Origin of the sequence: Nitrosospira sp. Is2, assembly GCF_033095785.1 — a bacterium.
GTDB lineage: Bacteria > Pseudomonadota > Gammaproteobacteria > Burkholderiales > Nitrosomonadaceae > Nitrosospira.
Map to the genome: position 1 here is coordinate 2,111,892 of NZ_CP137134.1, position 22,584 is coordinate 2,134,475.

Below are 22,584 nucleotides of genomic sequence, written 5' to 3' on the forward strand. Positions count from 1 at the left end.
CCATTGGGGATCGACTGGGCTGCTGGAACCGGCACTTTATTGATCTGAGGTCGGGAAGTGCGAGGGATGCGAGGGCGTATGGCTTGACCCGGTTGAGTCCTGCAAATACTCCCGCGCAATCCGATCATGCCGTGGGGCCAGGATTACCCAACGCCATAGCGGACCTTGTACCATGACGATGGCTGCGAGGAGACCGCTATAAAGTATGGCATATCGAACGATTAGCTCACCCGTTCCGGCAAGATTCTCACGGTTGCTACTCAGCAAGAACTGCAATGCGGAGAAAACCTGGCCGTACTTGACGATGATCTGTTCCAGGCCGAAATGAAGTGCCAGGTATGCTGAAACTCCAGCGCCTAGCACCCACATGGTTGCTTTGTCTGCCCGCACTGCCCCAAGGGAAAACGCCAATGCGACCTTGGCTCCGCCAAACAGCAGCAGTACGAGGGCGGAGCCAATGAGCAAAAAGGAGCCTAAGCTGCCATTGTTGGCTATTAGCTCAACCAGATTATCGGTCGATGCCTGCGACACGACGACATAATACGAAACCGGCACAACGAGGCAGGCACCAATCACCCACCCCAACAGCGAAGTTTTGGCATGCGGGAGTATTCCGGTTGCGGCCAAGATGCTGCCTGCGGTGGCCGCTACGCTCCAAATGCAGAACAATGCCAGAAAACGCCCGAGCAATTCCCATTTCCACGGCCATCCCAGCACGGGCGACCCGACAATATCATGGATGCTTTCGCTTGGCACTGCGGATACGATCAGTAGCCACGCGACCAGACCGTGCAGCAATACCAGGGGCAGAAAGCTGAGCAGGTACATTCCTCCTCGCGTCAGCCAGCGCGCGATGAAGACGGGAAAACCGATCGACCAGTAAAAAAGCGTTGCAAGTAATACCAGTGATCTAAAGGGGTGCCCCTGGTATACCAGTTCGCGGACATTGTATGGGGTAAGTTCTGACCGCGTAACGAGCCATGCAATAGCAACCCATATCGCCATTCCCAGCGCAATGGAAGTAAGAGTGCGTCTACCGCTCATCTTTGCAGTGGTCACTGCGGTATCATCGAGCTGAGGCAGGGTTGTTTCTGCCACCGGTTCGACTTGGGGCTGGTGGCGCTGCACGACGCCTAATGCCCAGCCAACCAGCATCAGTAGTATCGGTTCTGTCACATCGGCGGTACGGCCCAGCAATGCCATCTGACTCAACTCGATCAAGCACGACCATATAACCAGCCCGACTATGGTCTTTCTCGTATCCATCCCATTTTTATGCCCAAGCCATAGCAGAGCCGTATAAATGAATAACGATCGAACCAATCCGTGCGCACCGGATTCCATGGATCCATGAAGCATGGTTGCGAAAGGAATGATATTGATCGTTCCACTACGGGTAAGGAAGAACGGTGTAATTTCAATTGCAGTCCAGGCTATCAACATTAGCCAGAACGCCGCTTCAAAAATTCTTCTGGAGTGGCCGAGTCGGAGCATTGAAGCGAACAACACGTATCCAGCAACCATGCCAACCAGGGCCGATGCGTCCAAATACAGATTCACGACGATAAGCTTTGCAGCAAGAACTACAATGAGCGCGCCCCCCAACCATAAAGCAGGCTGCGCTCTCAACGCCATCAAGGCCGTGCCTGCCGCCACTACGCCGGCTGCATGCATCAGGCTCTTGGGGAGGCTGAAGTTAAACTCGAGCAATGGCTTTAACGCATCCTTGATTTTTTGCCAGTCCAGCGTTGGTGCAAGGGGCAACGATTCGTTAAGCAGCCACAACACTAATATGGATAGCGGTATAAGCGTCAAATAACTCAATGAGTGGGCGCTAGTGTGTACCCGCTTTGCCACAAGATTCGCTGCGGTCATGCCTGAGGCCATACCGACCATGTTCCAGAGTACATCGGCAAGGGCCGCGGTACGCGACGGCAGCCAGACTTGCGCTAACTGGAGGGCGAGCGAAAAGATGAACGCCAATAAAAGCGCTACGCCAAAATGAGTACCCTTGGGGCGCCTGCTCGATGAAAATAAAACAGCTGCGATTCCAAGTGGAAAAAAGAGCGCGATATTCCCCAGCACATCTCCAATCGAAGTAAACCAGGTGAAATTCGTCAGAAACGCCTGGAGAGTACCTGCCCGTGGCGCCGAAAAATTGCCGGGATACAACGACCCATAGGCGATTAACAGCAGGATGACCGAGAGAATCCGCATCAGTCAGAAGCTTCTGTTGAGGAGAGAATGGAAGGGAAGCCCATCATTACTTGGCACGCATCGGGATAATCTCCAGTGTCGGGAGCCAGCGTGGCCGTTTCTTAGTGATTGCATAAGCGCCCCATTCTGCCGTTCCATGCAAATCGCCGTCAAAATCCAGCTCGGCTTCAGGGAAAGTACGTTCGGGGAAAGTACGAAAGGGCGAACGGTCGGCCGCAGGGACGCTGCCCCTGTTCGCCCGCGCGTTTGGCAGCAGATTCAGTTCGCCCAAAGGTGCGTGGGGCCTGGCCAGATACTCGACCGCTTCCGCGTATCTACCCACAAGGTTGCCTTCACTGGCGAGGCCCGCTATAGGTATGCGAGCAAACACCGCATTGGTCTCTATCCATTGTTGATAAGGCGGATCTTCCGCCTTGCGCACGAGTACAATTCCCGCGCCGGCTGCAACAACGGTATTGTAGAACACGGATATCGTGCGTACTGTGTCATTATGTGGCCGGATGCGGACTGCGTCGTGGAAATGGTTAACGAACAGGTTATTGTATAACGCGATATTTCCCTCGCCCTGGAATAACGACTCGTGCTGGTTCTGATAAAAGAAATTACCGTATACGAGATATCGGTCATTTGACCCAGGTCCCGCAAGCGGCCAGTGCCCGACCAGTACATTCGGTCTTGCTGTCTCTTTCGATCCGCCGTTGGTTTTACTGAAGACATTGTGCCTGATTATCGTTGCATTGTTGCCGCCCGGCATATCGGGCAACAACGACCGCGGTTGCTGATGTTTTATTTGCAAGTTATAGCCGATTGTATCGGCTATAAGATTGTGCTCGATCAACCCTGCAATAAACGGCGCCCGACCATCTGAATTGCCAAGATAGAGGCCCGTTCCCGCTCCCATGATCACGCTGTTGCGAATCACCCAGCCCCATGCCGGACACTTCGTCGAAATGGCCACCGTTTGCTGATTGTTGCCGTGGCCTCGCACGCGCAGCCCGTCAAGCGTGATGTGGTGCGCCCAGTCGGCGTGCCCCTCGCATTTCACGCCATCCACCGGCAGGTTTTGCCCTTCCAGATCCACGTTCCTGAGTGTGACATAACTCGAATTGACGATACTAACGGTGTTGTGACCGCGTCGCGCGAAAAAAACGGCCCGCCGACCTGTCTCGGGTCCAGCGATAGTAATCGGCGTTTCGGCGGTGCCGCGAAGATATTGGATGGGCAGCCCGTCCCTGTATTCCCCCGGCATGAGCCGGACGTTTGCGCCCGGCTCCAATACTCTTAGTCTGACAAGGTAGTTGTCCGGTCTTAAGGTATAGGTGGCGGCTGCGAAAACAGATGAAGAGCCAATTGGAATGCTGGCGAGCGCCAAAAAAAGAACAACAGCTGTTTTGGTCATTTAGCTTAGGTTCGGCAAGCCCGAAGGCATCAATTCATTCTCAACGTTCTTCTCATGTATGACTGCACCATCATCGTACGGCATTGCGCCCTCGAGATCATTCGGTTATAGTTGAATGCAACTTTGTTGCAATACTACCATTTATGTTAGAACTGCATAAACAAGCAGAAGAGATGATCCGCAGCCGCGGGGAGCGGGCGACGTCTGGCAGGGTACATATCCTTGCCGCGCTGCTGGGGGAGCGGCGGGCAATTACACACCACGAAATTGAAGAGCGTGTGGGCCGCAACCAGAGGTTGGATCGTGTCACGCTCTATCGCGTGCTTGAATGGTTGAACCAGAAGTGCTTCGTGCACAGGGTCGTGAGTGCCGATCGGATTTGGCGTTTCCGCGCGAATCTCGATACGCATCCGCACCCCCATGCGCATTTTGAATGTACACGCTGCACGACCGTGATCTGCCTCGATGATATGAAGGCCGAGTACGACCGTCCGCTCCCAGCTGGCTATCGCTCGCAGGAAGTTGACCTGAGAGTGAAAGGATTATGCGCTGACTGTACCTGAACGGTCCGATTCATAAATGCGGAGCACACCGGGATTGCGGAGCACAGCGGGATATTGGTGAAAGAATCAGCGATGATTTTGCGTAAGGGCGTTAAGGCGCTATTTTTTTTATTGCTACTGGCGTTATCGCTGGTGCCGGTTCTTCAGGCGGCACATGCGCTTACGCACTTTGCGCCCGCTAATACCATTGGCATTTCCGAGCCGGATGGCGGCAAGGAAGTCAGCGGGTCCGTGGCCGAAGCGGATGCGAACGCGGGTTTCGACAGCGACAGGTTTTGTCTCGACTGCCTCGCTCTGGCAGGATTGGGCATTCTCCTTCCTGTTCTGGCATTCTGTTTCTTCGCCCAACCCGCGCGTCAACCGCTACCGCACCTCACCGCGCTGTTCATTGTCCCCCATTTCTCTTCTCCCTACCTCACCCGCGCACCCCCGCTAGCGTAATCCCTCGCTTTCCATGCGGCTGACCTGATCGAATAGTCATTATCCCGGCGGCTCACGCCGGTCTAATCCCGATTTAGGTCCTGCCTGCCTATCCTTGCTCACCCATGTGGCTTGCCACGTGAAGTGTTCGCACGCGATCTGCCGTTAATTTTCTGAAGAATTGGCATGAACTATTCAGGTTGTAATCCGCCGGATCTGCCTTGCTCCGGCGCGACAGGAATCGCAGGCAATACCACTCTGCGCAGGACTCGCGTAAGCGCGAACCTTAGCTGGAAGCTGCCTGCCGCGATTGTGTTTGCTCTGTTCCAAATCTCTGCTCAAGCTCAGGGTTCCGGGGCGGACAAAGTATTAACGCCCGTCGTGGTGACGTCGACGCCATTTGAGAATCGTAGCGAACTGGACATGGCTCAACCTGTTTCCGTGTTGCGCGGTGATGATCTGCGCCGCAAGCGGGAAGCAAGCCTGGGCGATACGCTTTCGCGCGAACTGGGCGTCGCGTCGACCTCATTCGGGCCGGGAGCCGGCCGTCCCATCATTCGCGGCCTTGATGGGCCGCGGGTGAGGGTGCTGGAGAACGGAATCGGCACGATGGATATCTCCTCCATCAGCCCGGATCATGCGGTAACGACGGAATCGCTCAATGCTTCTCAGATCGAGATTTTGCGGGGTCCGGCAACATTGCTCTATGGCAGCGGTGCTTCGGGGGGAGTAGTCAATGTCGTGAATATGCGTATCCCAAACCAGTTGTTCAAATCCCCAAAAGGAGACTTTGAAGTCCGGGGAAATACTGCAACGGAAGAACGCACCGGTGCCTTCAATGCGGCTGGGAGCATGAGGCAGATGTCATGGAGCGTTGGCGGCTTCAAGCGTAAGACCGATGATTACCATATTCCGGGCCGAGCCAATGAGAGCGATCCGACCAGCCGAAAAGGCATTGTCGAAAACAGCGCGGTAAATTCGGGTGGTTTGTCCGGAGGGGCATCCTTCGTGGGCGAGCGGGGCTTCTTGGGTGGATCGATAGCCCACCTGGAAAGCAAATACGGCATACCCGGTCCTGAGGGCGCACGGATCGATCTCAAGCAGACCCGCTACGATTTCTCGGGTGAGTTGGACAAGCCCATTGCCGGGTTCGAGAAGCTGAAAGTACGGATGGGATACAACGATTACAAGCATGCCGAAATCGAGCGCACCGGAGAGATTGCAACTCGATTTAAGAATCAGGCACTCGAAAGCCGTGCCGAGCTCTTGCATGAGCCCGTGGCGAACTGGAAGGGCGTAATAGGCGTTCAGTTCCGCGATCGCCACTTTTCAGCCCTTGGCGCGGAGACAGTGGTACCTGTTACCAGATCGCATTCGGTGGGCGTATTTTTGATCGAAGAGCGCAACTGGAACCGATGGCGCCTCGAACTCGGCGGACGGGGGGAGTATGCTGCGCAGGACCCCAAGGGCGACCTTCTCCCCTCGCGCTCATTTGGACTCTACAACGCATCCGCGGGCGCGTTATGGAAATTCATGGAAGGCTACGGGTTGGGCCTTACAGCCATCCGGGGACAACGCGCGCCGGCAACGGAAGAACTGTACATAAAAGGTGCGCACCATGGCACGGCCACCTTTCAGACGGGCGACAGTGACTTGAGCAGCGAGACCACCAGCAATATCGACCTTGCGCTACGCAAGACCACTGGTGCCGTGACCTGGAAAGTCAATGCATTCCATAACTGGATCAGCAACTATATTTTTGTGCGCAGTGCCGACATTAATGGTGATGGCGTGGCCGATCGTGCGGACGATACGGGAACACTCGATCCCAATGGTGAATTTCTGGTGCAAAATTTTACACAGGCTGGAGCCAGATTTTACGGAGCAGAAGCGGAAGCGATATTTACCATAAAACCGGACGAAATCAAATTACGCCTTTTTACCGATTATGTACGTGGAAAACTGGATAGTGGGGGAAATGTGCCGCGACTTACACCGTGGCGATTTGGAGTGGAGTTCAATCATCGGACCGGGCCATGGACATCGAACATAAGCGCAACTCGGGTCATGCGCCAAAACCACGTGGCAGAGCTGGAAAGCAGCACGCCCGGTTACACTCTCTTAAATGTGGAGCTGAGTTACCGAATCAAGCAAACGCGATCGAATGGCATCAAAATCTTCCTTCAAGGCCGGAATCTTCTTAATGAAGAGATGCGGGTTCATACCTCCTTCCTGAAGGATTTTGCACCGCTGCCGGGACGAGCCCTGGTGGCCGGCCTGAGAGGTGAGTTTTAAATCGTGGGGCCGTTTCGAGATATACGCGTTTCCGTCGCAAAGAAGGCGCACGTGGCTTGAGTCATGGCTCAGCTGGCTATCAAGCCTTCGTGGAATGTGGCACACTTCGGGATTGCATTTGATATCAGGTATGCTGATCCGTGTCGTCTTACGAACTTTTTATTGGTTTGCGCTATACCCGTGCCAAGCGCCGTAATCACTTCATCTCTTTCATTTCCCTGATCTCCCTGCTCGGCATTACGCTGGGCATGACCGCACTCATTACCGTCATGTCGGTGATGAACGGTTTCCAAAAAGAAGTCAGGACACGAATTCTCGGCGTGGCATCTCACATCCAGGTGAGTGGGATAGACGGCAAGCTCACGGGGTGGCGGCATGTTGCGGGGGAAGCACTCGGACATCCGGAGGTGGAAGCAGCGGCGCCCTATGTCAGCGCACAAGGCATGGTGTCGCATGATCAAATCGTCAGCGGCGTTGCGGTGAGAGGTGTGTTGCCGGAAATGGAGAACGACGTAGCTGATTTCGCCAGTATGATGGTCGATGGCGAAATCACCAGTCTCGCACCCGGCGGGTTCGGTATGGTCATTGGTCGGGAACTGGCGAGGGCTTTAGGCGTATTTACCGGCGATAAGATCGTATTGATCTCGCCTCAAGGGCAGGTAACGCCGGCAGGCATTTTGCCGCGCCTCAAGCAGTTCACGATTACGGGCATTTTCCAGGCGGGGCATATCGAGTATGACTCCGGCCTGGTGCTCATCCATTTGGCGGATGCACAAAAGCTGTACCGTATGGGCGATGATGAGGTTTCCGGTGTCCGGCTCAAGTTGCGCGACCTGTTCCATGCGCCGCAAGTTGCCCAGGAACTCGCGCCCATGATCTCCACGGAAGTATACATCAGCGACTGGAGTCGGCAGCATGCCAACTATTTCCGCGCGATCCAGATCGAAAAGCGGATGCTATCGCTTATCCTTGCTCTCATTATCGCGGTGGCGGCGTTCAATATCGTATCCACGCTGGTGATGGCAGTAACCGACAAACAGCCTGATATCGCCATCTTACGCACGCTTGGCGCCAGTCCGCGCAGCATAATGAAGATTTTCATCGTGCAAGGCACCCTGATCGGTGTCCTTGGAACGACGCTGGGAGTCTTCGGGGGCGTGCTGCTGGCATATAACATTGAGGTGGTGATCGCCGCAATCGAGCGCGTGTTCAGCATCCAGTTCCTTTCGCCGGAAGTTTATTACATAAGCGAAATCCCTTCGGACCTTCAACTCGCCGACGTAGTCGCGGTGGCAGCGGTATCGTTTGTTCTTACTTTGCTTGCGACGCTTTATCCGAGTTATCGTGCTTCAAAGGTCAACCCCGCCGAGGCGCTCAGGTATGAATGAGCGCATCATTTCCTGCTGCAACCTGCGCAAGAGTTACTATCAGGGAAAGCTTGAAGTGCCCGTACTGATGGGGATAGACCTGGATGTGGCAAAGGGCGATACGGTGGCGATTGTCGGCGCATCCGGTTCCGGAAAAAGCACCCTTCTGCATCTGTTGGGTGGACTGGATGCGTCGACCGGCGGTGAAATACGCATCATGGGGCACGACATCGCGGCTGTCCCCGAGGAAGAACGATGCAAGCTGCGTAACCGGTCGCTCGGCTTCATCTATCAGTTTCACCATCTGCTGCCAGAGTTCAGCGCGCTTGAAAACGTTGCGATGCCGCTACTTATCCGCCGCATGAACAATACCGAAGCCTACGAGCGCGCTGCGGGAGTTTTGAAGCAGGTGGGCCTAGGCCATCGCCTCACCCATACCCCTGGCGAACTCTCGGGGGGCGAGCGTCAGCGCGCCGCCGTTGCCCGGGCGCTGGTCACCCGTCCCGCCTGCGTGCTCGCGGATGAACCCACCGGGAATCTCGACCGCCGCACCGCGGGCGAGGTATTCGACTTGATGCTCGAACTTAATCGCAGTATGGGCGCAAGTCTGATCATTGTTACCCACGATCCGGAGCTGGCCAAAAAGGCTCGGCGCACATTGCACCTTGAAGACGGGATGTTGGCAGGGTAGTGACGGGCTTCGCCGCAAGTTGAATTCGCATTACGGCGATCTACGCTCCCGCTGAGCAATAGCGAATCAGATTTCCTTCCCGGTCTCATTCCGTGTCTTTTCCGACGTTCGGCCTGCGGCGTTTCGCGCGCTTGCGCCATTCATAGACGGTATATAGCCGCCACCCCCCTCGCACCAGCACATAGCCGCCAATCGAAAGCAGCAGCGCCAGCAAGACCAGACCCACGAGTAGCGGCTTGCCCAGCGAGACTACCCAATCCGCCAAGGTGGGTATCCACTCGCCGATGCTTTTGTCCATCAGGTGCAACTCGGTTTTGGGAAGGGTGCCGGCGCCATTGCCGGTAACGAACGCCCCCAGGGCATAGGCTGCGGCGTAGATCGGCAAAATGGTAAAGGGATTGGAGTACAGCGTCGTTATTATCGCTACCGGTAGATTTACCTTGAAAACGATAGCGAATAAAGCGGCGAAAAAGAACTGGACTGGATTGCTGCCGGGAATCAGACCGGTGAACAGCCCTGCCGCTACGCCACCCGCAACCGAGCGGCGATTGAGATGCCACAGATTATGGTGATGCAGCCAATCTCCGAAAATTCCGACAAAGCGGTTCTGGCGGACGGTCTCGTGAGATGGCAGGTATTTTTTGAAAAATTTTCGAGGCACAAGAAGAGTGTACGTAAATCCAACTTCGCGCTGCAAACATTATCACCCGCGCCGCGGCGATTGGGCAGCCCCCAATCAAGGCTTTCTTTCTGCACCAACCATTCTCAATCACTTCGGTACCGGCTTCAAACGCAGGAATTAAAATAATGCAAGGGTATTTTCTGGCGTTTGCCATGGGAGTGATACTGCTCCAGCAACAGGCCGAACTGCCGGAAGTGTTCTGGGCAGGAGCGCTGCTGCCGCTCGCCGTCTCCGTGTTTTTTCTCCTTCGCTATCAGACCACTCTTCTCGCGGTTATAGGTAGAACGCTGCTAGCCATCCTATTCTTGGGTAGCGGATTTTTCTGGGCGGCCGCTTTAGCGCAGTGGCGCATCTCGGATGCACTTCCGCACGAATGGGAGGGGCGCGATATCCGGCTGGTCGGCGTGGTTGCGGAGCTGCCGCAGGCGAATGAAAGCGGCGTTCGTTTTGTATTTGACGTCGAGCAAGTGCTGACGCGAGATGCCCGCGTTCCCGAGCGCATTTCCCTAGCCTGGTATAAGGAAGGTGGAAGATCATCCAATCCTGAAGTGGTGCCGCCGCAAATCGGTGCCGGAGAACGCTGGCAGCTTACGGCACGGCTCAAGCGTCCGCACGGCACCAACAATCCGCACGGTTTCGACTTCGAGCAATGGGCACTCGAGCGCAACATACGCGCCACCGGCTATGTGCGTAAAAGTGATGAGAATATGCGTCTTGAGCAGATGGTCAATCGTCCGGCTTATCAGGTGGAGCGTTTGCGCCAGGAAGTCCGGGAGCGTTTCCTGGCTATTCTCCCAGATCATGCGTATACGGGTATCCTGGTTGCCCTGGCGGTTGGCGATCAGCGCGCGATTCCACGAGAGCAGTGGCAGATACTGACCCGCACCGGGGTAAATCACCTGATGAGTATATCGGGGCTGCACGTGACGATGGTATCGGGCCTGATATTTTCGCTGTTCTACGGGCTATGGCGCAGGAGCTACCGTTTAACGTTACGGATACCCGCCCGTAAAGCCGCGGCCGTGGCCGGGTTGGCGGCCGCACTGGGTTACGCGCTTCTCGCGGGCTTCGCGGTGCCCGCGCAGCGAACGGTTTATATGCTTGCGGCGATCGCCATCGCTTTATGGCTGGGGCGTTCTATTTCCATGGCGGCAGTGTTGGCCTGGGCATTACTGGCGGTGGTTATGATCGATCCGTGGTCAGTACTCTCGCCGGGCTTCTGGCTATCGTTTGGCGCCATTGCGGTCATTCTGCTTGTATCTGCCGGAAGGATCGGCAGGACGCACTGGTTGAGCGGGTGGACACGGGTGCAATGGGCCATCACCCTTGGTTTGATACCCCTATTGTTGGCGATGTTCCAGCAAGTATCGCTGGTTTCACCCTTAGCCAACGCGATCGCCATTCCATTGGTCAGCCTGGTAGTGGTTCCCTTTACGCTGTTGGCAACACTACCTCCCCTGGGTTTCATGTTGCTGCCGGCGCACTGGGTACTAAGCGGATGCATGCAGCTAATGCAGTGGATGAGCGATGTGCCGCAAGCGATCTGGAGTCAGCATGCGCCGCCTGCCTGGGCAGTGGCAGCTGGAATGGCCGGCATTTGCTGGATGTTGCTACCCGGAAGGCTGGGGCTGGGTCTTCCCTCGGGATTCCCTGCTCGCTGGCTGGGCGGAGTCGCGCTACTGCCGATCTTTCTAACGCCCCCGCAAAATCCTTCGCCAGGTGAATTATGGGTGACGGTGCTGGACGTAGGTCAGGGATTGGCGGTAGTTGCACGCACCCAAAACCATGCCCTGCTGTACGATACCGGGCCGGGCTTCAATCTGGAAGCGGACAGCGGTAACCGCACGATTATCCCCTTCCTTCGGGGCGAGGGCGTGAAACGTATTGATGCCATGATCGTGACTCATTCCGACGCCGACCATAGTGGCGGAGCATTGTCCGTGCTCCAGGCAGTACCAGTGGACTGGCTGGTTTCATCCTTAAAGGAAGATCACCCCATACAGTTGGCTGCCACAAGTACGCATCAATGTCGAGCGGGAGAATCGTGGCAATGGGATGACGTCAGGTTCGAAATGCTACATCCACCGGATCAGAGCTACAGTAATCCCAAGCTTAAAACCAACGCGATGAGTTGCGTGATGAAAATCACCACTTCGCACGGTAGCGTACTGCTGCCGGCCGACATCGAAAAGAAATCGGAATATCAGTTGGTCGAACGTGCCGGGGATGCGCTAGCCGCGACGGTCCTGGTTGCACCGCATCACGGCAGTAAAACTTCCTCGACGACTGAGTTTGTGAGCCGGGTGAATCCCAGGCTGGTAATATTCACCGTCGGTTACCGTAACCGCTTTGGTCATCCGAAGAACGAAGTGGTGGAGCGTTATAAGTCAATCGGAAGTCGATTGCTACGGAGCGATACGGATGGGGCGGTATCGCTGCGCTTTGCAAATAGCGAAATTACGGTGCAAACCGCTCGCTCGCTACGCCGTCGCTACTGGCACGACATCCCATCATAGCGGCTTGACGATTCTGGATTTCGTTGTTGGGTCTCGCAGAAGACTTCAGAATCGGTTCTGATCGTTCATCAAAAGGAGAGACGTAAACTTAATAATGGGCAACGCGGCATCGGACTCGGGCTCAATGGCCTCTCATTCTTCTTCCGCGGCTGCTCCGCTCGTAACCGACGAGTGGAACGCATCCGTATGGCTGGATACGTTGCCACCCATCTTTTCTCCTGCCGAAGTGGAAGCATTCGGCCATGCCCTCGACTTTTCCCAACCGTTTTATGCAGGCAAATTGCTCCTCACCGGTGAGCCCGCCGCGGAGCACATGCACGGCGTGGTGTTGATTCTTGCTTCGTTGCGGGTCGACGCCGATACTCTTATGGCGGGCATCCTGCATTCCGTACCGCTGTATCTGGATGGATACCAGGAGAAGCTGAACGCGACTTTTAATCCGACGGTAGCTCACCTGGTGGAAGGCGTTGCGCGCATGGGTCGCATCCATACGCTGGGAGCCCGCAATGTTCCGGACCGCAGCGCGCAAGTGGAGGCATTGCGCAAAATGCTTCTCGCAATGGCGGAGGACATTCGCGTCGTTATCATTGCCCTTGCGGCTCGGGTACAAACGATGCGCTACATTGCTGCCAATAACGTTCATGGCAGAGCGGAAATCGCGCACGAGACAATGGACATATTTGCCCCATTGGCTAACCGCCTCGGGCTGTGGCAGGTAAAGTGGGAACTGGAGGATTTTTCGTTCCGGATACTCGAGCCGGAACGTTATAAAAAAATCGCCCGTTTGCTGGAAGAGACTCGCCGCGTCCGCGAAGATTACATCGCCACGGTGGTGGCGAAATTACAGGGTGAATTGCGGCGGACGGGAATCAAGGCTGAGGTTACCGGACGCCCTAAGCACATCTATAGTATTCACAGGAAAATGCAACGCAAGGGACTGGACTTCGAGGAAATACACGATTCCCGCGCCTTGCGCGTTCTTGTGGAGGATGTGAAAGACTGCTATGCCGTGCTCGGGACGGTGCACAATCTTTGGATCCCCATCCCGAAGGAGTTCGACGACTACATCGCGCGACCGAAAGGAAATGATTACCGATCCCTGCATACCGCCGTGCTCGGCCCTGAAGACAAGGTAGTGGAAGTGCAGATCCGTACATACGAAATGCATCGTCATTCGGAGATGGGGTTTGCCGCGCACTGGCGCTATAAGGAGGGTGCAAAACGAGATTCCAGGTATGATGAAAAAATCGCCTGGTTAAGACAAATCCTCGAATGGAGGAACGATGTAGCGGATGCGGGCGAACTGGCCGAGCATTTCAAGGTTGCGCTGTTCGAGGATTCAATATATGTATTGACCCCGCAGGGCAGGGTGATTGCTCTACCGAAAGGCGCTACGCCGGTGGATTTTGCCTATCATATTCATAGTGATCTGGGCCACCGCTGCCGCGGAGCGAAAGTCGACGGTGTCATGGTGCCGCTCGACTACCAGTTGCACAATGCGCAACGCGTCGAAATCATCTCGGCCAAACAGGGCGCCCCCAGTCGTGATTGGCTCAATCCCGCCTTGGGGTATCTCAAAAGCCAGCGGGCAAGAGCAAAAGTCAGGCAATGGTTTAGCGGTCAAGAGCGTGAAGCTTTATTGGCCCAGGGCCGGGCGCTGGTGGAGAAGGAATTGCAGCGTCATGGCATGACTGCGCTAGGGCTGGACAAGCTTGCTGCTGAATTTAAATTCCCCAAACTCGATGCATTTTTGGCTGCGGTCGCTCGAGGCGAGATCGGCAGCCGGCAATTATCGAATTTTCTAGGCGAGAAAATCCCATCCCCGGCAGCTCAAGGTTCCGAAGCGCCCGCCAGCGCCATGCCCGTTTCGGCAACGCCGACAGGTATCGTCGTTGCCGGTGTCGATAAACTGCTCACCGTTCTGGCTAAATGTTGCAAGCCAGCGCCACCCGACCCCATCGTCGGCTTTATCACACATGGACGCGGTATCACAATACACCGACAGGGGTGCGCCAGTTTGTCGCGATTGGCTGGAGATAGCGCCGAGCGCATTATCACAGCGGAGTGGGGCGCGGCCGATATGTCAAAAAGTGCAGGTTATGAGGTGGATGTTGAGATCGAAGCCCTTGACCGGCAGGGATTGCTGCACGATGTCTCGACTATTCTGCTACGAGAAAAAATAAATGTGACCGCCACTCGTACCCAAAGTCACCAACATACCGCTGTCATGCGTTTTACCCTGATGATCACAGGTCTGACACAGTTGAGCCGGCTTCTGGGATTGATACAGAGCCTGCCCGGGGTGACATCGGTTTCCCGGAAGTGAGCGCCAATGCCGTGGCGAACCAGGGGACTCGCTACTGCCGATTTGTTTCTTCCGCCCATCGCTCACGAATTTGACCGGGCATTTTTTGCCGGGCTGCTGCTTATGCCGCATGGCGAAGTGCGACCTGGCAGGCGCGTCATCGCGGCAACAAGCGATCGGCAGGCTTTGCCTCCAAACTGCTCAGCCAGTCCTTCATACCTCTGCGCGTGCTGCTCGGCATGTGCTCATCCGGTACCAGGGACTTCTATCGCTCCTCAGGCAGGTCGTCCTTCCCCTTGCCGAAGTTCTATGCATCTGATTTCCGCCCTTAATTGTGGTTGCGCCTCCTGCATTGATCTGTTTAACCCATTGTCCCGTCAATCAAAAACCCTTCTTTTATCCTTGACTTTGCTATTTTTTTTATTTACAGTGGGCAAAAGTGGGAAAAAGTGGGGGAAGTTTTCCGGTAACTTCATCCTGCAAATAAGGGAGCACAATGTTTCGCGGTGGGACACCTATCAGTCTCGACAACAAGGGTAGACTCGCGGTGCCTGCAAAATACCGCGAAGACCTTTTATCGCTTTGCGGGGGCCGCCTGGTCATTACCGCCGATCCGTCCAAGTGCTTGCTCGTCTATCCGCATTCCGTGTGGGAACCGATTGAGCAAAAGCTCAACAGTCTTTCCAGCTTTAATCCACAAACACGCAGTTTGCAACGTCTTCTCGTTGGCAATGCAAGCGACGTGGACATGGATGGCGCGGGCCGTATTCTCGTGCCGCCTCCGTTGCGTCATTTTGCGGGCTTGACCAAAGATGTGGTTCTGGTTGGACAAGGTGCGAAGTTTGAGTTGTGGGACGGCGAGAAATGGAATCAGCAAATCGAAAATGCGCTCACTTTCAAGGACGGCATCCCGGCGGAACTTGACGGTTTCTCGCTGTAAGCCGTGGTTGATGCCTCAGCGCATACGCCGGTGTTACTGCAGGAAGCGGTGGATGCCCTGGCAGTCAAGCCAGGAGGGACATATGTTGATGGAACATTTGGCCGTGGCGGACATAGCCGGTTGATATTGGAGCAACTGGGAGAATACGGAAGGCTGATAGCGTTTGACAGGGACCCGGCGGCCTGGGCGGCAGGGGAGGCTTTTAGGGACGAACGCTTCCGCATGATCCACAGCAGTTTTTCGCGGATACAGGAGATATTGGTGCAATTAGATGTGGAGCGGGTGGACGGGATATTGCTCGATTTGGGAGTGTCGTCACCACAACTTGAAGAAGCGGATCGCGGTTTCAGCTTTCGCCTGGATGGTCCGCTAGATATGCGAATGGATACGAGCGAGGGACAGACCGCCGCAGAGTGGCTCGCCGCTGCTTCTGAAGCTCATCTGGAAGAGGTGATAAGAAATTATGGAGAGGACCGGTTTGCTAAACAGATTGCAAGAGCGATTGTTGCGGCTCGATCGCGGGAGCCCATCGCCACTACACACCAGCTTGCCGCGATCGTGGCATCCGCGGTGCGTTCGCGCAAGGGGGAAGGTAAGCAAAATCCGGCGACCCGCACTTTTCAGGCTATCAGGATTTATATCAACCAGGAGCTTGAGAAATTGTCGCTGGTCCTGCCGCAATGCGTGGAAGTATTGAAGCCCGGCGGGCGGCTCGTTGCCATCAGTTTCCACTCCCTGGAGGACCGAATTGTGAAGCGTTTTATGCGTGAGGCGGCGAACGCCGACAGATTGCCGAAGGAAGTGCCGCTGCGGGCGACAGAAGTGCAGCGTCTAAGCCGGCACAAGCTGCGCGTGGTAGGTAAGGCGGTCAGTCCGACTGCGGAAGAGTTGGCAAGAAACCCTCGCGCTCGCAGCGCAGTGATGCGGGTGGCGGAGCGGCTGAACACCACATAGCTGAAGCTTGGCATGAGAGTGTTCGCGGTTAAATGAGAGACTGATGTGACCAGAATAAACATTCTGTTGACTTTGATCCTCATCGCCTGCGCGCTGAGTGTTGTGACTTCACAGCACAAGGCGCGCAAGCTTTTTGTAGAACTGGAAAATGAACAGGCGCTGGCGCGGCGGCTGACCGTAGAGTGGGGACAATTACAGCTTGAACAGAGCACTTGGGCGATGCATACACGTGTAGAAAAGATCGCTACGGAGGAGCTGCACATGCGGCTGCCGGACGCGTCAAGAGTGCAAATTATCTCGCTGACCGCGCCAGCCGATCCAGCTGCTTCTTTGGAAACGCCAAAGTGAAGGCCAGGCACCTGCCGCATGTTGTGCTGCCCGCGGGACGCTCACGTCTACTGGCGGCGCTATTGGTGCTGAGTCTGGCGGGATTGGCGGGGCGAGCCGCTTATCTGCAGGGGATACACAACGACTTCTTGCAAGAGAAGGGCGAGTCGCGCTACAGCCGCGTATTGGAAATGAATGCTAATCGCGGAATGATTACCGATCGCAATGGTGAACCGCTTGCGATCAGCACGCCGGTTGAGTCGGTATGGTGCAGCCCTCAGGATATGAATGCGACGCCGGAGCAGATGAAAAAATTGGCAAACCTGATCGATCTGGATGTAGGTGAAGTTCGCAAGCGTGTAAACGTAACGCAGCACGGCGCCAGCCAGCCCGGGTCGTCCGCCGGTTCAAGGCGGGACTTTGTCTACCTCAAACGGCACTTGTCGCCTGATATTGCGTCCAAGGTAGTCGAACTTAATATACCCGGTGTGTTTCTGAAACGGGAATACCGCCGCTATTACCCAGCCGGCGAGTTGACTGCGCATGTGCTTGGGTTCACAGATGTGGACGACAAGGGACAGGAGGGGGTAGAGCTGGCGTGGCAGGATGAGCTCGCGGGCAAGCCTGGCAGCCGTCGGGTAATCCGGGATCGGAAAGGACGAATTGTCGAGGATGTGGAAAGTATCCGGGCCCCCAAGCCGGGGCAGAATGTTGCTTTGTCCATAGACGGCAAAATTCAATATCTGGCGTACCGGGAATTGAAGCAGGCAGTAGAAGCCAATAAGGCCAAGGCTGGGGGGATCATAGTGCTGGACGCGAAAACGGGCGAGATTCTGGCGCTCGTCAATCTGCCGGTATACAACCCCAACAACCGGAAAAACATGAAGGGCGGGCGAGCTCGTAATAGGGCGCTTACGGACGAATTTGAACCGGGCTCGACCCTGAAACCGTTCACAATTGCGGCGGCGCTGGAAACAGGGGGAATAAAGCCCGATACCGTTCTGGAAACGGCTCCCGGGACGTTCACCATCGGTAAGGCGACCATACGTGATGCTCATAAGGAAGGCGCCCTGACTGTGTCGCAAGTAATTCAGAAATCGAGTAACGTTGGTTCAGCCAAAATTGCCTTGTCACTACCGCCGCAAACGTTATGGGAGATGCTCAACGACGTGGGGTTTGGCACGCCCACAGGGTCAGGATTTCCCGGCGAGGTCAGTGGTAAGCTCCGACCCTATCGAACTTGGCGCCCTATCGAACAGGCAACCATGTCATACGGACATGGCATTGCCGTCAGTCTTCTGCAGCTTGCGCGTGCCTATACCCTGTTCTCAGCAGAAGGCGAGTTGAAACCGGTGTCCCTGTTGAGGCTTGAAAATGTGCCGGAAGGTAAGCGCGTGATTTCCCGCAACACGGCGCTCGCCGTGAGCGAAATGCTGGAACTGGTGGCGCAGCCGGGCGGCACCGCGACGCAAGCCCGGATCAACGGCTATCGGGTGGCGGGAAAGACCGGCACGGCCCACAAGCTGGAGGGCAACGGCTATGCAAAAAACCGTTATCTGTCGACATTCGTCGGCTACGCACCGGCGTCCAATCCGCGCTTTGTCATCGCCGTGATGCTGGATGAGCCGTCTGCTGGTCAATATTTTGGTGGCGCGGTAGCGGCGCCAGTGTTCAGTCGTGTCATGGCGGGTGCTCTGCGTATGCTGAATGTGCCGCATGACGCGCCCGTGACCAACGTTGTGTCGCTTACTGCCGCGCCGAAACCGCCGGGTGATGCATGATTCTCCAGTCAAACGAAGACCTGCTTCCGGAAGGATCGCGCATGTATTTTGATTTTCACCGGCTGGACAGTATGGGTGTCAAAATTGACAACCTGTCGACCGACAGCCGCATGATCAAGCCGGGGGATGCTTTCCTCGCTTATGCGGGAGCCAAGCAGGATTCCCGCAAGTTTATCCCTCAGGCTATCGCAGCGGGGGCAAAAGCAATCATTTGGGAAAGTGGCGGTTTTGAATGGAATCCCGGATGGAAGGTCCCCAATTTGAGCGTACCCGACCTCCGCGCGAAGGCGGGCATGATCGCTGATCACGTATACGATCATCCATCGCAAAAATTACAGCTTATCGGTGTGACCGGAACAAACGGCAAGACCTCGTGTAGCCACTGGATCGCTCAGGCCATGACTGCGTTGGGCACGAAAACCGCGGTTATCGGCACAATGGGAGTCGGCTTTCCCGGAGAGCTCGAACCCACCGTCAACACGACACCGGACGCAGTGTTATTGCAGCGTAAAATGGCGGAACTGCTGTCGCGTGGCGCTCGTGTCGCCGCAATGGAAGTGTCATCGCACGGGATTGCGCAGGAGCGCATCAGTGGCGTGACATTCGCAATCGCCATGTTAACCAATCTTTCGCGCGACCATCTCGACTATCACGGGAGCATGGAGGCGTATGCTGCCGCCAAAGCGCGTTTGTTCTACTGGCCTGGACTCAAGTATGCCGTACTCAATCTTGATGACGCGTTCGGCATTGATTTGGCCAAGCGTATGACCGGTAGCGGCACCCAGGTCATCGGCTACGGCTTCACGGGGCTGGAGGATTCGAAGCGCACGCGGGACAAATTCAAAGTATTGCAAGGGCGCAATCTCAAGGTAAGTCCCCACGGGCTTGCGTTCGATATCGAGTTCGAAGGCCGACCTCTGGAATTTAAAACCGGCGTGATAGGAGGTTTTAACGCATCCAATTTACTGGGCGTACTCGCGACCTTGCTGGCAAGCGGCATTGAATTCAAAGAGGCCGTGCGATCCCTGCAGCAAGCCGGGCCTGTAGCGGGCAGGATGCATCAAATCGGCGGCGGTGATCGACCTTTGATCGTGGTGGACTATGCCCATACCCCGGATGCCATGGAAAAAGTATTGACCACGCTGCGCGAAATTCTTCAAGCCGGCTCGGGGTCGGGTGCGGGAACACAACTACGGAAGCCGAGATTGATCTGTGTGTTCGGTTGCGGGGGCGAGCGCGACAGCGGGAAACGGCCGTTGATGGGTGAAGTGGCGTCGCGCCTCGCGGACGAGGTCATCATTACCAGCGACAACCCGCGGGAGGAGAACCTCGATGTCATTATCCGTGAAATCGCGTCGGGCGCCGTCGCACGTTACGAGATTGAAAAGGATCGGGCGTCGGCTATCAATCGGGCGATATATCGCGCGCGAAGAGGCGATATCGTATTGATCGCGGGGAAAGGGCATGAAGCTTATCAGGAAGTCGGCGGAAAAAGACTTCCCTTCGACGATGGAGAGGTCGCAAGACGGGCTCTGCTCGAAAGTGCAATGGCCAACACATGATGACCGTCCAGGCGGCGGCCCGTGCTTTGCAAGAAAAGTGGTTGGGTGAAGACGTATGGTTTAACGGAGTCAGTACCGATAGCCGCGCAGTCATGCCCGGCGATTTATTTATCGCGCTGGTGGGGGAAAAGTTTGACGGTCACAATTTCGTTGCCGAGGTGATCGAAAAGGGAGCAGTGGCAGCCATCGTGCATCGGGACTGGGGGGCGAGAAACCCGCGGCCGGGGATTCCGCTGATACTGGTGGACAATACGAGATTGGCTTTGGGACGGCTTGCGGGGGACTGGCGCAGGCGGTTCGGGATTCCGCTTGTCGGGGTAACCGGCAGTAACGGCAAGACCACGGTAAAGGAAATGGTCGCTTCTATCCTGCGCCAGACCGCGGAGGAGTCCGGGCAGGGGAATGGCTCCGACATCGTACTGGCGACCGAAGGAAATCTCAATAACGACATCGGCGTGCCTTTAATGCTTTTGCGATTGCGTAAGGGGCACAAATACGCGGTGATCGAAATGGGCATGAATCATGCCGGGGAGATCGCCTACCTGACCGGTCTGTCCAAACCCTCCGTGGCTTTGATCACCAACGCGGGGGCCGCCCACGTCGAAGCGCTTGGTTCAGTGGAGGCGGTGGCCCGTGCCAAGGGGGAGATTTTTGAGGGACTTGATCAGCAAGGCGTTGCTGTCATCAACGCGGACGATCCTCACGCGGCGCTGTGGCGTGGGCTCGCCGGTAACCGAAAAGTGATGGATTTCGGTCTCGAGCAAAAGGCTGCCGTGACTGCTCGCTACCAACCTGGCCCCTTTGGGAGCAGCGTGGCGCTACTACTCCCTGATGGGGTTCAAGAGGTGGAATTACAGGTTCCGGGTAAGCATAACGTGGAAAATGCAGCGGCCGCGGCCGCAGTAGCCGTAGCCCTGGGTGCTAGCGCAGGGGCGATTATGTCCGGGTTGAGTGCTTTCTCCGGGGTGAAGGGGCGCATGCAGAAGAAGCAGGGCCTGCACGGGGCAACCTTGCTAGACGACACCTATAACGCCAACCCGGATTCGGTGCGCGCCGCTTTGGCCGTGCTGGCGAAAGCGGCGGGCAGGAAGATACTGGTGCTCGGTGACATGGGTGAACTGGGCGCGGCTGCGAAAGGTTTCCATGAACGTATAGGGGTGGAGGCGCGTGCTGCCGGTGTCGATAACTTGATAGCCATGGGCGAATTGAGCGCCTATTCGGTGGCCGGGTTCGGCGCGGGCGCTCGCCATTTCGAGAAAATCGAGGAGTTGATTGCCGAAGTCGAAGGTCTGCTGGCGCCTGGCGATACGATGCTGATAAAGGGATCGCGCTTCATGCAAATGGAGCGGGTGGTTAAGCGAGTTGAGTTATAACCTCTTAAATGACGAGTACGTGCGGATGATAACGGAGCCGCGTCAATTGATGTCTTTCCACATGCTGATGAGCAATGCCTCGTTCTGGCGGTTGACATGCTGCTAGAGCTCGCTCAATGGTTGGCGAAGGATATCCGTATCTTCAACGTGTTCAACTACATTACCTTGCGCACCGTCCTCGCCGCCCTGACCAGTCTGGCGATTTCATTCATCGTCGGCCCAGCCATGATACGCAAGCTTGCTGCTTATAAGATCGGCCAATCGGTACGCGATGACGGGCCACAGACTCATCTCGTCAAAGCCGGTACGCCAACAATGGGCGGCGCTTTAATCCTGGTATCCATTGCCGTTACCACGCTGCTTTGGGCCGATCTGAGCAATCGCTATGTTTGGGTTGTACTCGTGACCACGCTTGGCTTCGGAATGATCGGTTGGGTGGACGATTACCGCAAAGTGGTATATCGCAATCCGAAGGGACTTTCTGCGCGGGCCAAGCTGGTCTGGCAATCAGCAATTGCGATTTCGGTGGCGTTATATCTCGCTTTGACGGCAGAGCTGCCGGCGCAGACGACGATGATCGTTCCTTTCTTCAAGCATGTGGCGATACCCCTGGGCGTCGCCGGTTTCGTGGCGCTTGCGTATTTCGTCATCGTAGGCACGAGCAATGCAGTGAATCTTACCGACGGCCTCGATGGCCTCGCCATTATGCCCACGGTAATGATAAGCAGTGCTCTTGCCATCTTCGCTTACGTAGCGGGGCATGCCGTGTTCGCGAAATATCTCGGTATTCCGCACATCCCCCAGGCCGGTGAGCTGGCGGTATTTTGTGGTGCGCTGGCTGGTGCGGGACTCGCGTTTCTCTGGTTCAACGCCTACCCCGCGGAAGTATTCATGGGTGACGTGGGCGCATTGGCGCTGGGCGCCGCCCTCGGGATTGTGACGGTGATAATACGGCAGGAGATCGTACTGGTCATCATGGGCGGCGTCTTTGTAGTCGAGACCTTGTCGGTGATGTTGCAGGTTGCATCGTTCAAGTTGGTCGGTAAACGCATTTTTCGAATGGCGCCGCTCCACCATCACTACGAATTGAAGGGCTGGAAAGAAAACCAGGTAGTAGTCCGGTTCTGGATTATCACCATGATGCTGGTGTTATTTGGGTTGTCCACGTTGAAGTTGAGATGAAATCAGGCAT

General features: G+C 56.0%; 17 protein-coding genes. 14 read left to right on the forward strand and 3 right to left on the reverse strand.

What is annotated here, in order from left to right; all coding sequences use genetic code 11:
* Nucleotides 1-36: 36 nt before the first annotated feature.
* Both R5L00_RS09285 and R5L00_RS09290 read right to left on the reverse strand, forming a co-directional pair.
* On the reverse strand, nt 37-2,217 hold the full coding sequence (locus R5L00_RS09285) for a VanZ family protein (RefSeq protein ID WP_317651141.1): 2,181 nt from the start codon (nt 2,215-2,217) through the stop codon (nt 37-39).
* A 46-nt stretch (nt 2,218-2,263) separates the two neighbouring features.
* Nucleotides 2,264-3,616, reverse strand: coding sequence for a hypothetical protein (locus R5L00_RS09290; RefSeq protein WP_317651143.1), 1,353 nt, complete (start codon nt 3,614-3,616; stop codon nt 2,264-2,266).
* 173 nt (nt 3,617-3,789) lie between these two features.
* Here R5L00_RS09290 and R5L00_RS09295 point away from each other — a divergent pair, with 173 nt between their 5' ends.
* From R5L00_RS09295 to lolD, 5 genes are all read left to right on the forward strand, one after another.
* The gene (locus R5L00_RS09295; RefSeq protein WP_258192674.1) at nt 3,790-4,179 is read left to right on the forward strand and encodes a Fur family transcriptional regulator; all 390 of its coding nucleotides are present in this window, start codon (nt 3,790-3,792) and stop codon (nt 4,177-4,179) included.
* 72 nt (nt 4,180-4,251) lie between these two features.
* Nucleotides 4,252-4,620: a hypothetical protein gene (locus R5L00_RS09300; protein WP_107694082.1), complete on the forward strand. Its 369-nt coding sequence runs from the start codon at nt 4,252-4,254 to the stop codon at nt 4,618-4,620.
* 165 nt (nt 4,621-4,785) lie between these two features.
* Nucleotides 4,786-6,894 carry a TonB-dependent receptor gene (locus R5L00_RS09305; protein WP_317651150.1) on the forward strand — a complete coding sequence of 703 codons (2,109 nt, stop codon included), beginning with the start codon at nt 4,786-4,788 and terminating at the stop codon, nt 6,892-6,894.
* Nucleotides 6,895-7,034: 140 nt separating this feature from the next.
* Nucleotides 7,035-8,282: a lipoprotein-releasing ABC transporter permease subunit gene (locus tag R5L00_RS09310; protein WP_107694084.1), complete on the forward strand. Its 1,248-nt coding sequence runs from the start codon at nt 7,035-7,037 to the stop codon at nt 8,280-8,282.
* The gene (gene lolD / locus R5L00_RS09315; RefSeq protein ID WP_317651163.1) at nt 8,275-8,952 is read left to right on the forward strand and encodes a lipoprotein-releasing ABC transporter ATP-binding protein LolD; all 678 of its coding nucleotides are present in this window, start codon (nt 8,275-8,277) and stop codon (nt 8,950-8,952) included. The genes R5L00_RS09310 and lolD overlap by 8 nt, the downstream gene beginning before the upstream one ends.
* Nucleotides 8,953-9,037: 85 nt before the next feature.
* On the opposite strand, the gene R5L00_RS09320 is transcribed toward lolD, so the two are convergent.
* Complete coding sequence (locus tag R5L00_RS09320; RefSeq protein WP_258192675.1) at nt 9,038-9,649, reverse strand: DUF2062 domain-containing protein; 612 nt, start codon at nt 9,647-9,649, stop codon at nt 9,038-9,040.
* A 110-nt stretch (nt 9,650-9,759) separates the two neighbouring features.
* On the opposite strand from R5L00_RS09320, the gene R5L00_RS09325 reads away from it, so the two are divergent.
* From R5L00_RS09325 to mraY, 9 genes are all read left to right on the forward strand, one after another.
* The gene (locus R5L00_RS09325; RefSeq protein ID WP_317651165.1) at nt 9,760-12,150 is read left to right on the forward strand and encodes a DNA internalization-related competence protein ComEC/Rec2; all 2,391 of its coding nucleotides are present in this window, start codon (nt 9,760-9,762) and stop codon (nt 12,148-12,150) included.
* 94 nt (nt 12,151-12,244) lie between these two features.
* Entirely contained in the window at nt 12,245-14,476 is a 2,232-nt protein-coding gene (locus R5L00_RS09330; RefSeq protein ID WP_317651167.1) for a bifunctional (p)ppGpp synthetase/guanosine-3',5'-bis(diphosphate) 3'-pyrophosphohydrolase, read from the forward strand.
* 475 nt (nt 14,477-14,951) lie between these two features.
* The gene (gene mraZ / locus R5L00_RS09335) at nt 14,952-15,395 is read left to right on the forward strand and encodes a division/cell wall cluster transcriptional repressor MraZ (RefSeq protein ID WP_107694088.1); all 444 of its coding nucleotides are present in this window, start codon (nt 14,952-14,954) and stop codon (nt 15,393-15,395) included.
* 3 nt (nt 15,396-15,398) lie between these two features.
* Entirely contained in the window at nt 15,399-16,349 is a 951-nt protein-coding gene (rsmH, locus tag R5L00_RS09340) for a 16S rRNA (cytosine(1402)-N(4))-methyltransferase RsmH (protein WP_107694089.1), read from the forward strand.
* 45 nt (nt 16,350-16,394) lie between these two features.
* Entirely contained in the window at nt 16,395-16,697 is a 303-nt protein-coding gene (gene ftsL / locus R5L00_RS09345) for a cell division protein FtsL (protein ID WP_107694090.1), read from the forward strand.
* Nucleotides 16,694-18,457 carry a peptidoglycan D,D-transpeptidase FtsI family protein gene (locus tag R5L00_RS09350; RefSeq protein WP_107694091.1) on the forward strand — a complete coding sequence of 588 codons (1,764 nt, stop codon included), beginning with the start codon at nt 16,694-16,696 and terminating at the stop codon, nt 18,455-18,457. Before ftsL ends, R5L00_RS09350 begins: the two co-directional genes overlap by 4 nt.
* Nucleotides 18,454-20,019 carry a UDP-N-acetylmuramoyl-L-alanyl-D-glutamate--2,6-diaminopimelate ligase gene (locus R5L00_RS09355; protein ID WP_317651183.1) on the forward strand — a complete coding sequence of 522 codons (1,566 nt, stop codon included), beginning with the start codon at nt 18,454-18,456 and terminating at the stop codon, nt 20,017-20,019. Before R5L00_RS09350 ends, R5L00_RS09355 begins: the two co-directional genes overlap by 4 nt.
* On the forward strand, nt 20,016-21,392 hold the full coding sequence (locus tag R5L00_RS09360; RefSeq protein ID WP_317651184.1) for a UDP-N-acetylmuramoyl-tripeptide--D-alanyl-D-alanine ligase: 1,377 nt from the start codon (nt 20,016-20,018) through the stop codon (nt 21,390-21,392). Before R5L00_RS09355 ends, R5L00_RS09360 begins: the two co-directional genes overlap by 4 nt.
* Before the next feature lie 96 nt (nt 21,393-21,488).
* Nucleotides 21,489-22,574 carry a phospho-N-acetylmuramoyl-pentapeptide-transferase gene (gene mraY / locus R5L00_RS09365; RefSeq protein WP_107694093.1) on the forward strand — a complete coding sequence of 362 codons (1,086 nt, stop codon included), beginning with the start codon at nt 21,489-21,491 and terminating at the stop codon, nt 22,572-22,574.
* Nucleotides 22,575-22,584: the final 10 nt, after the last annotated feature.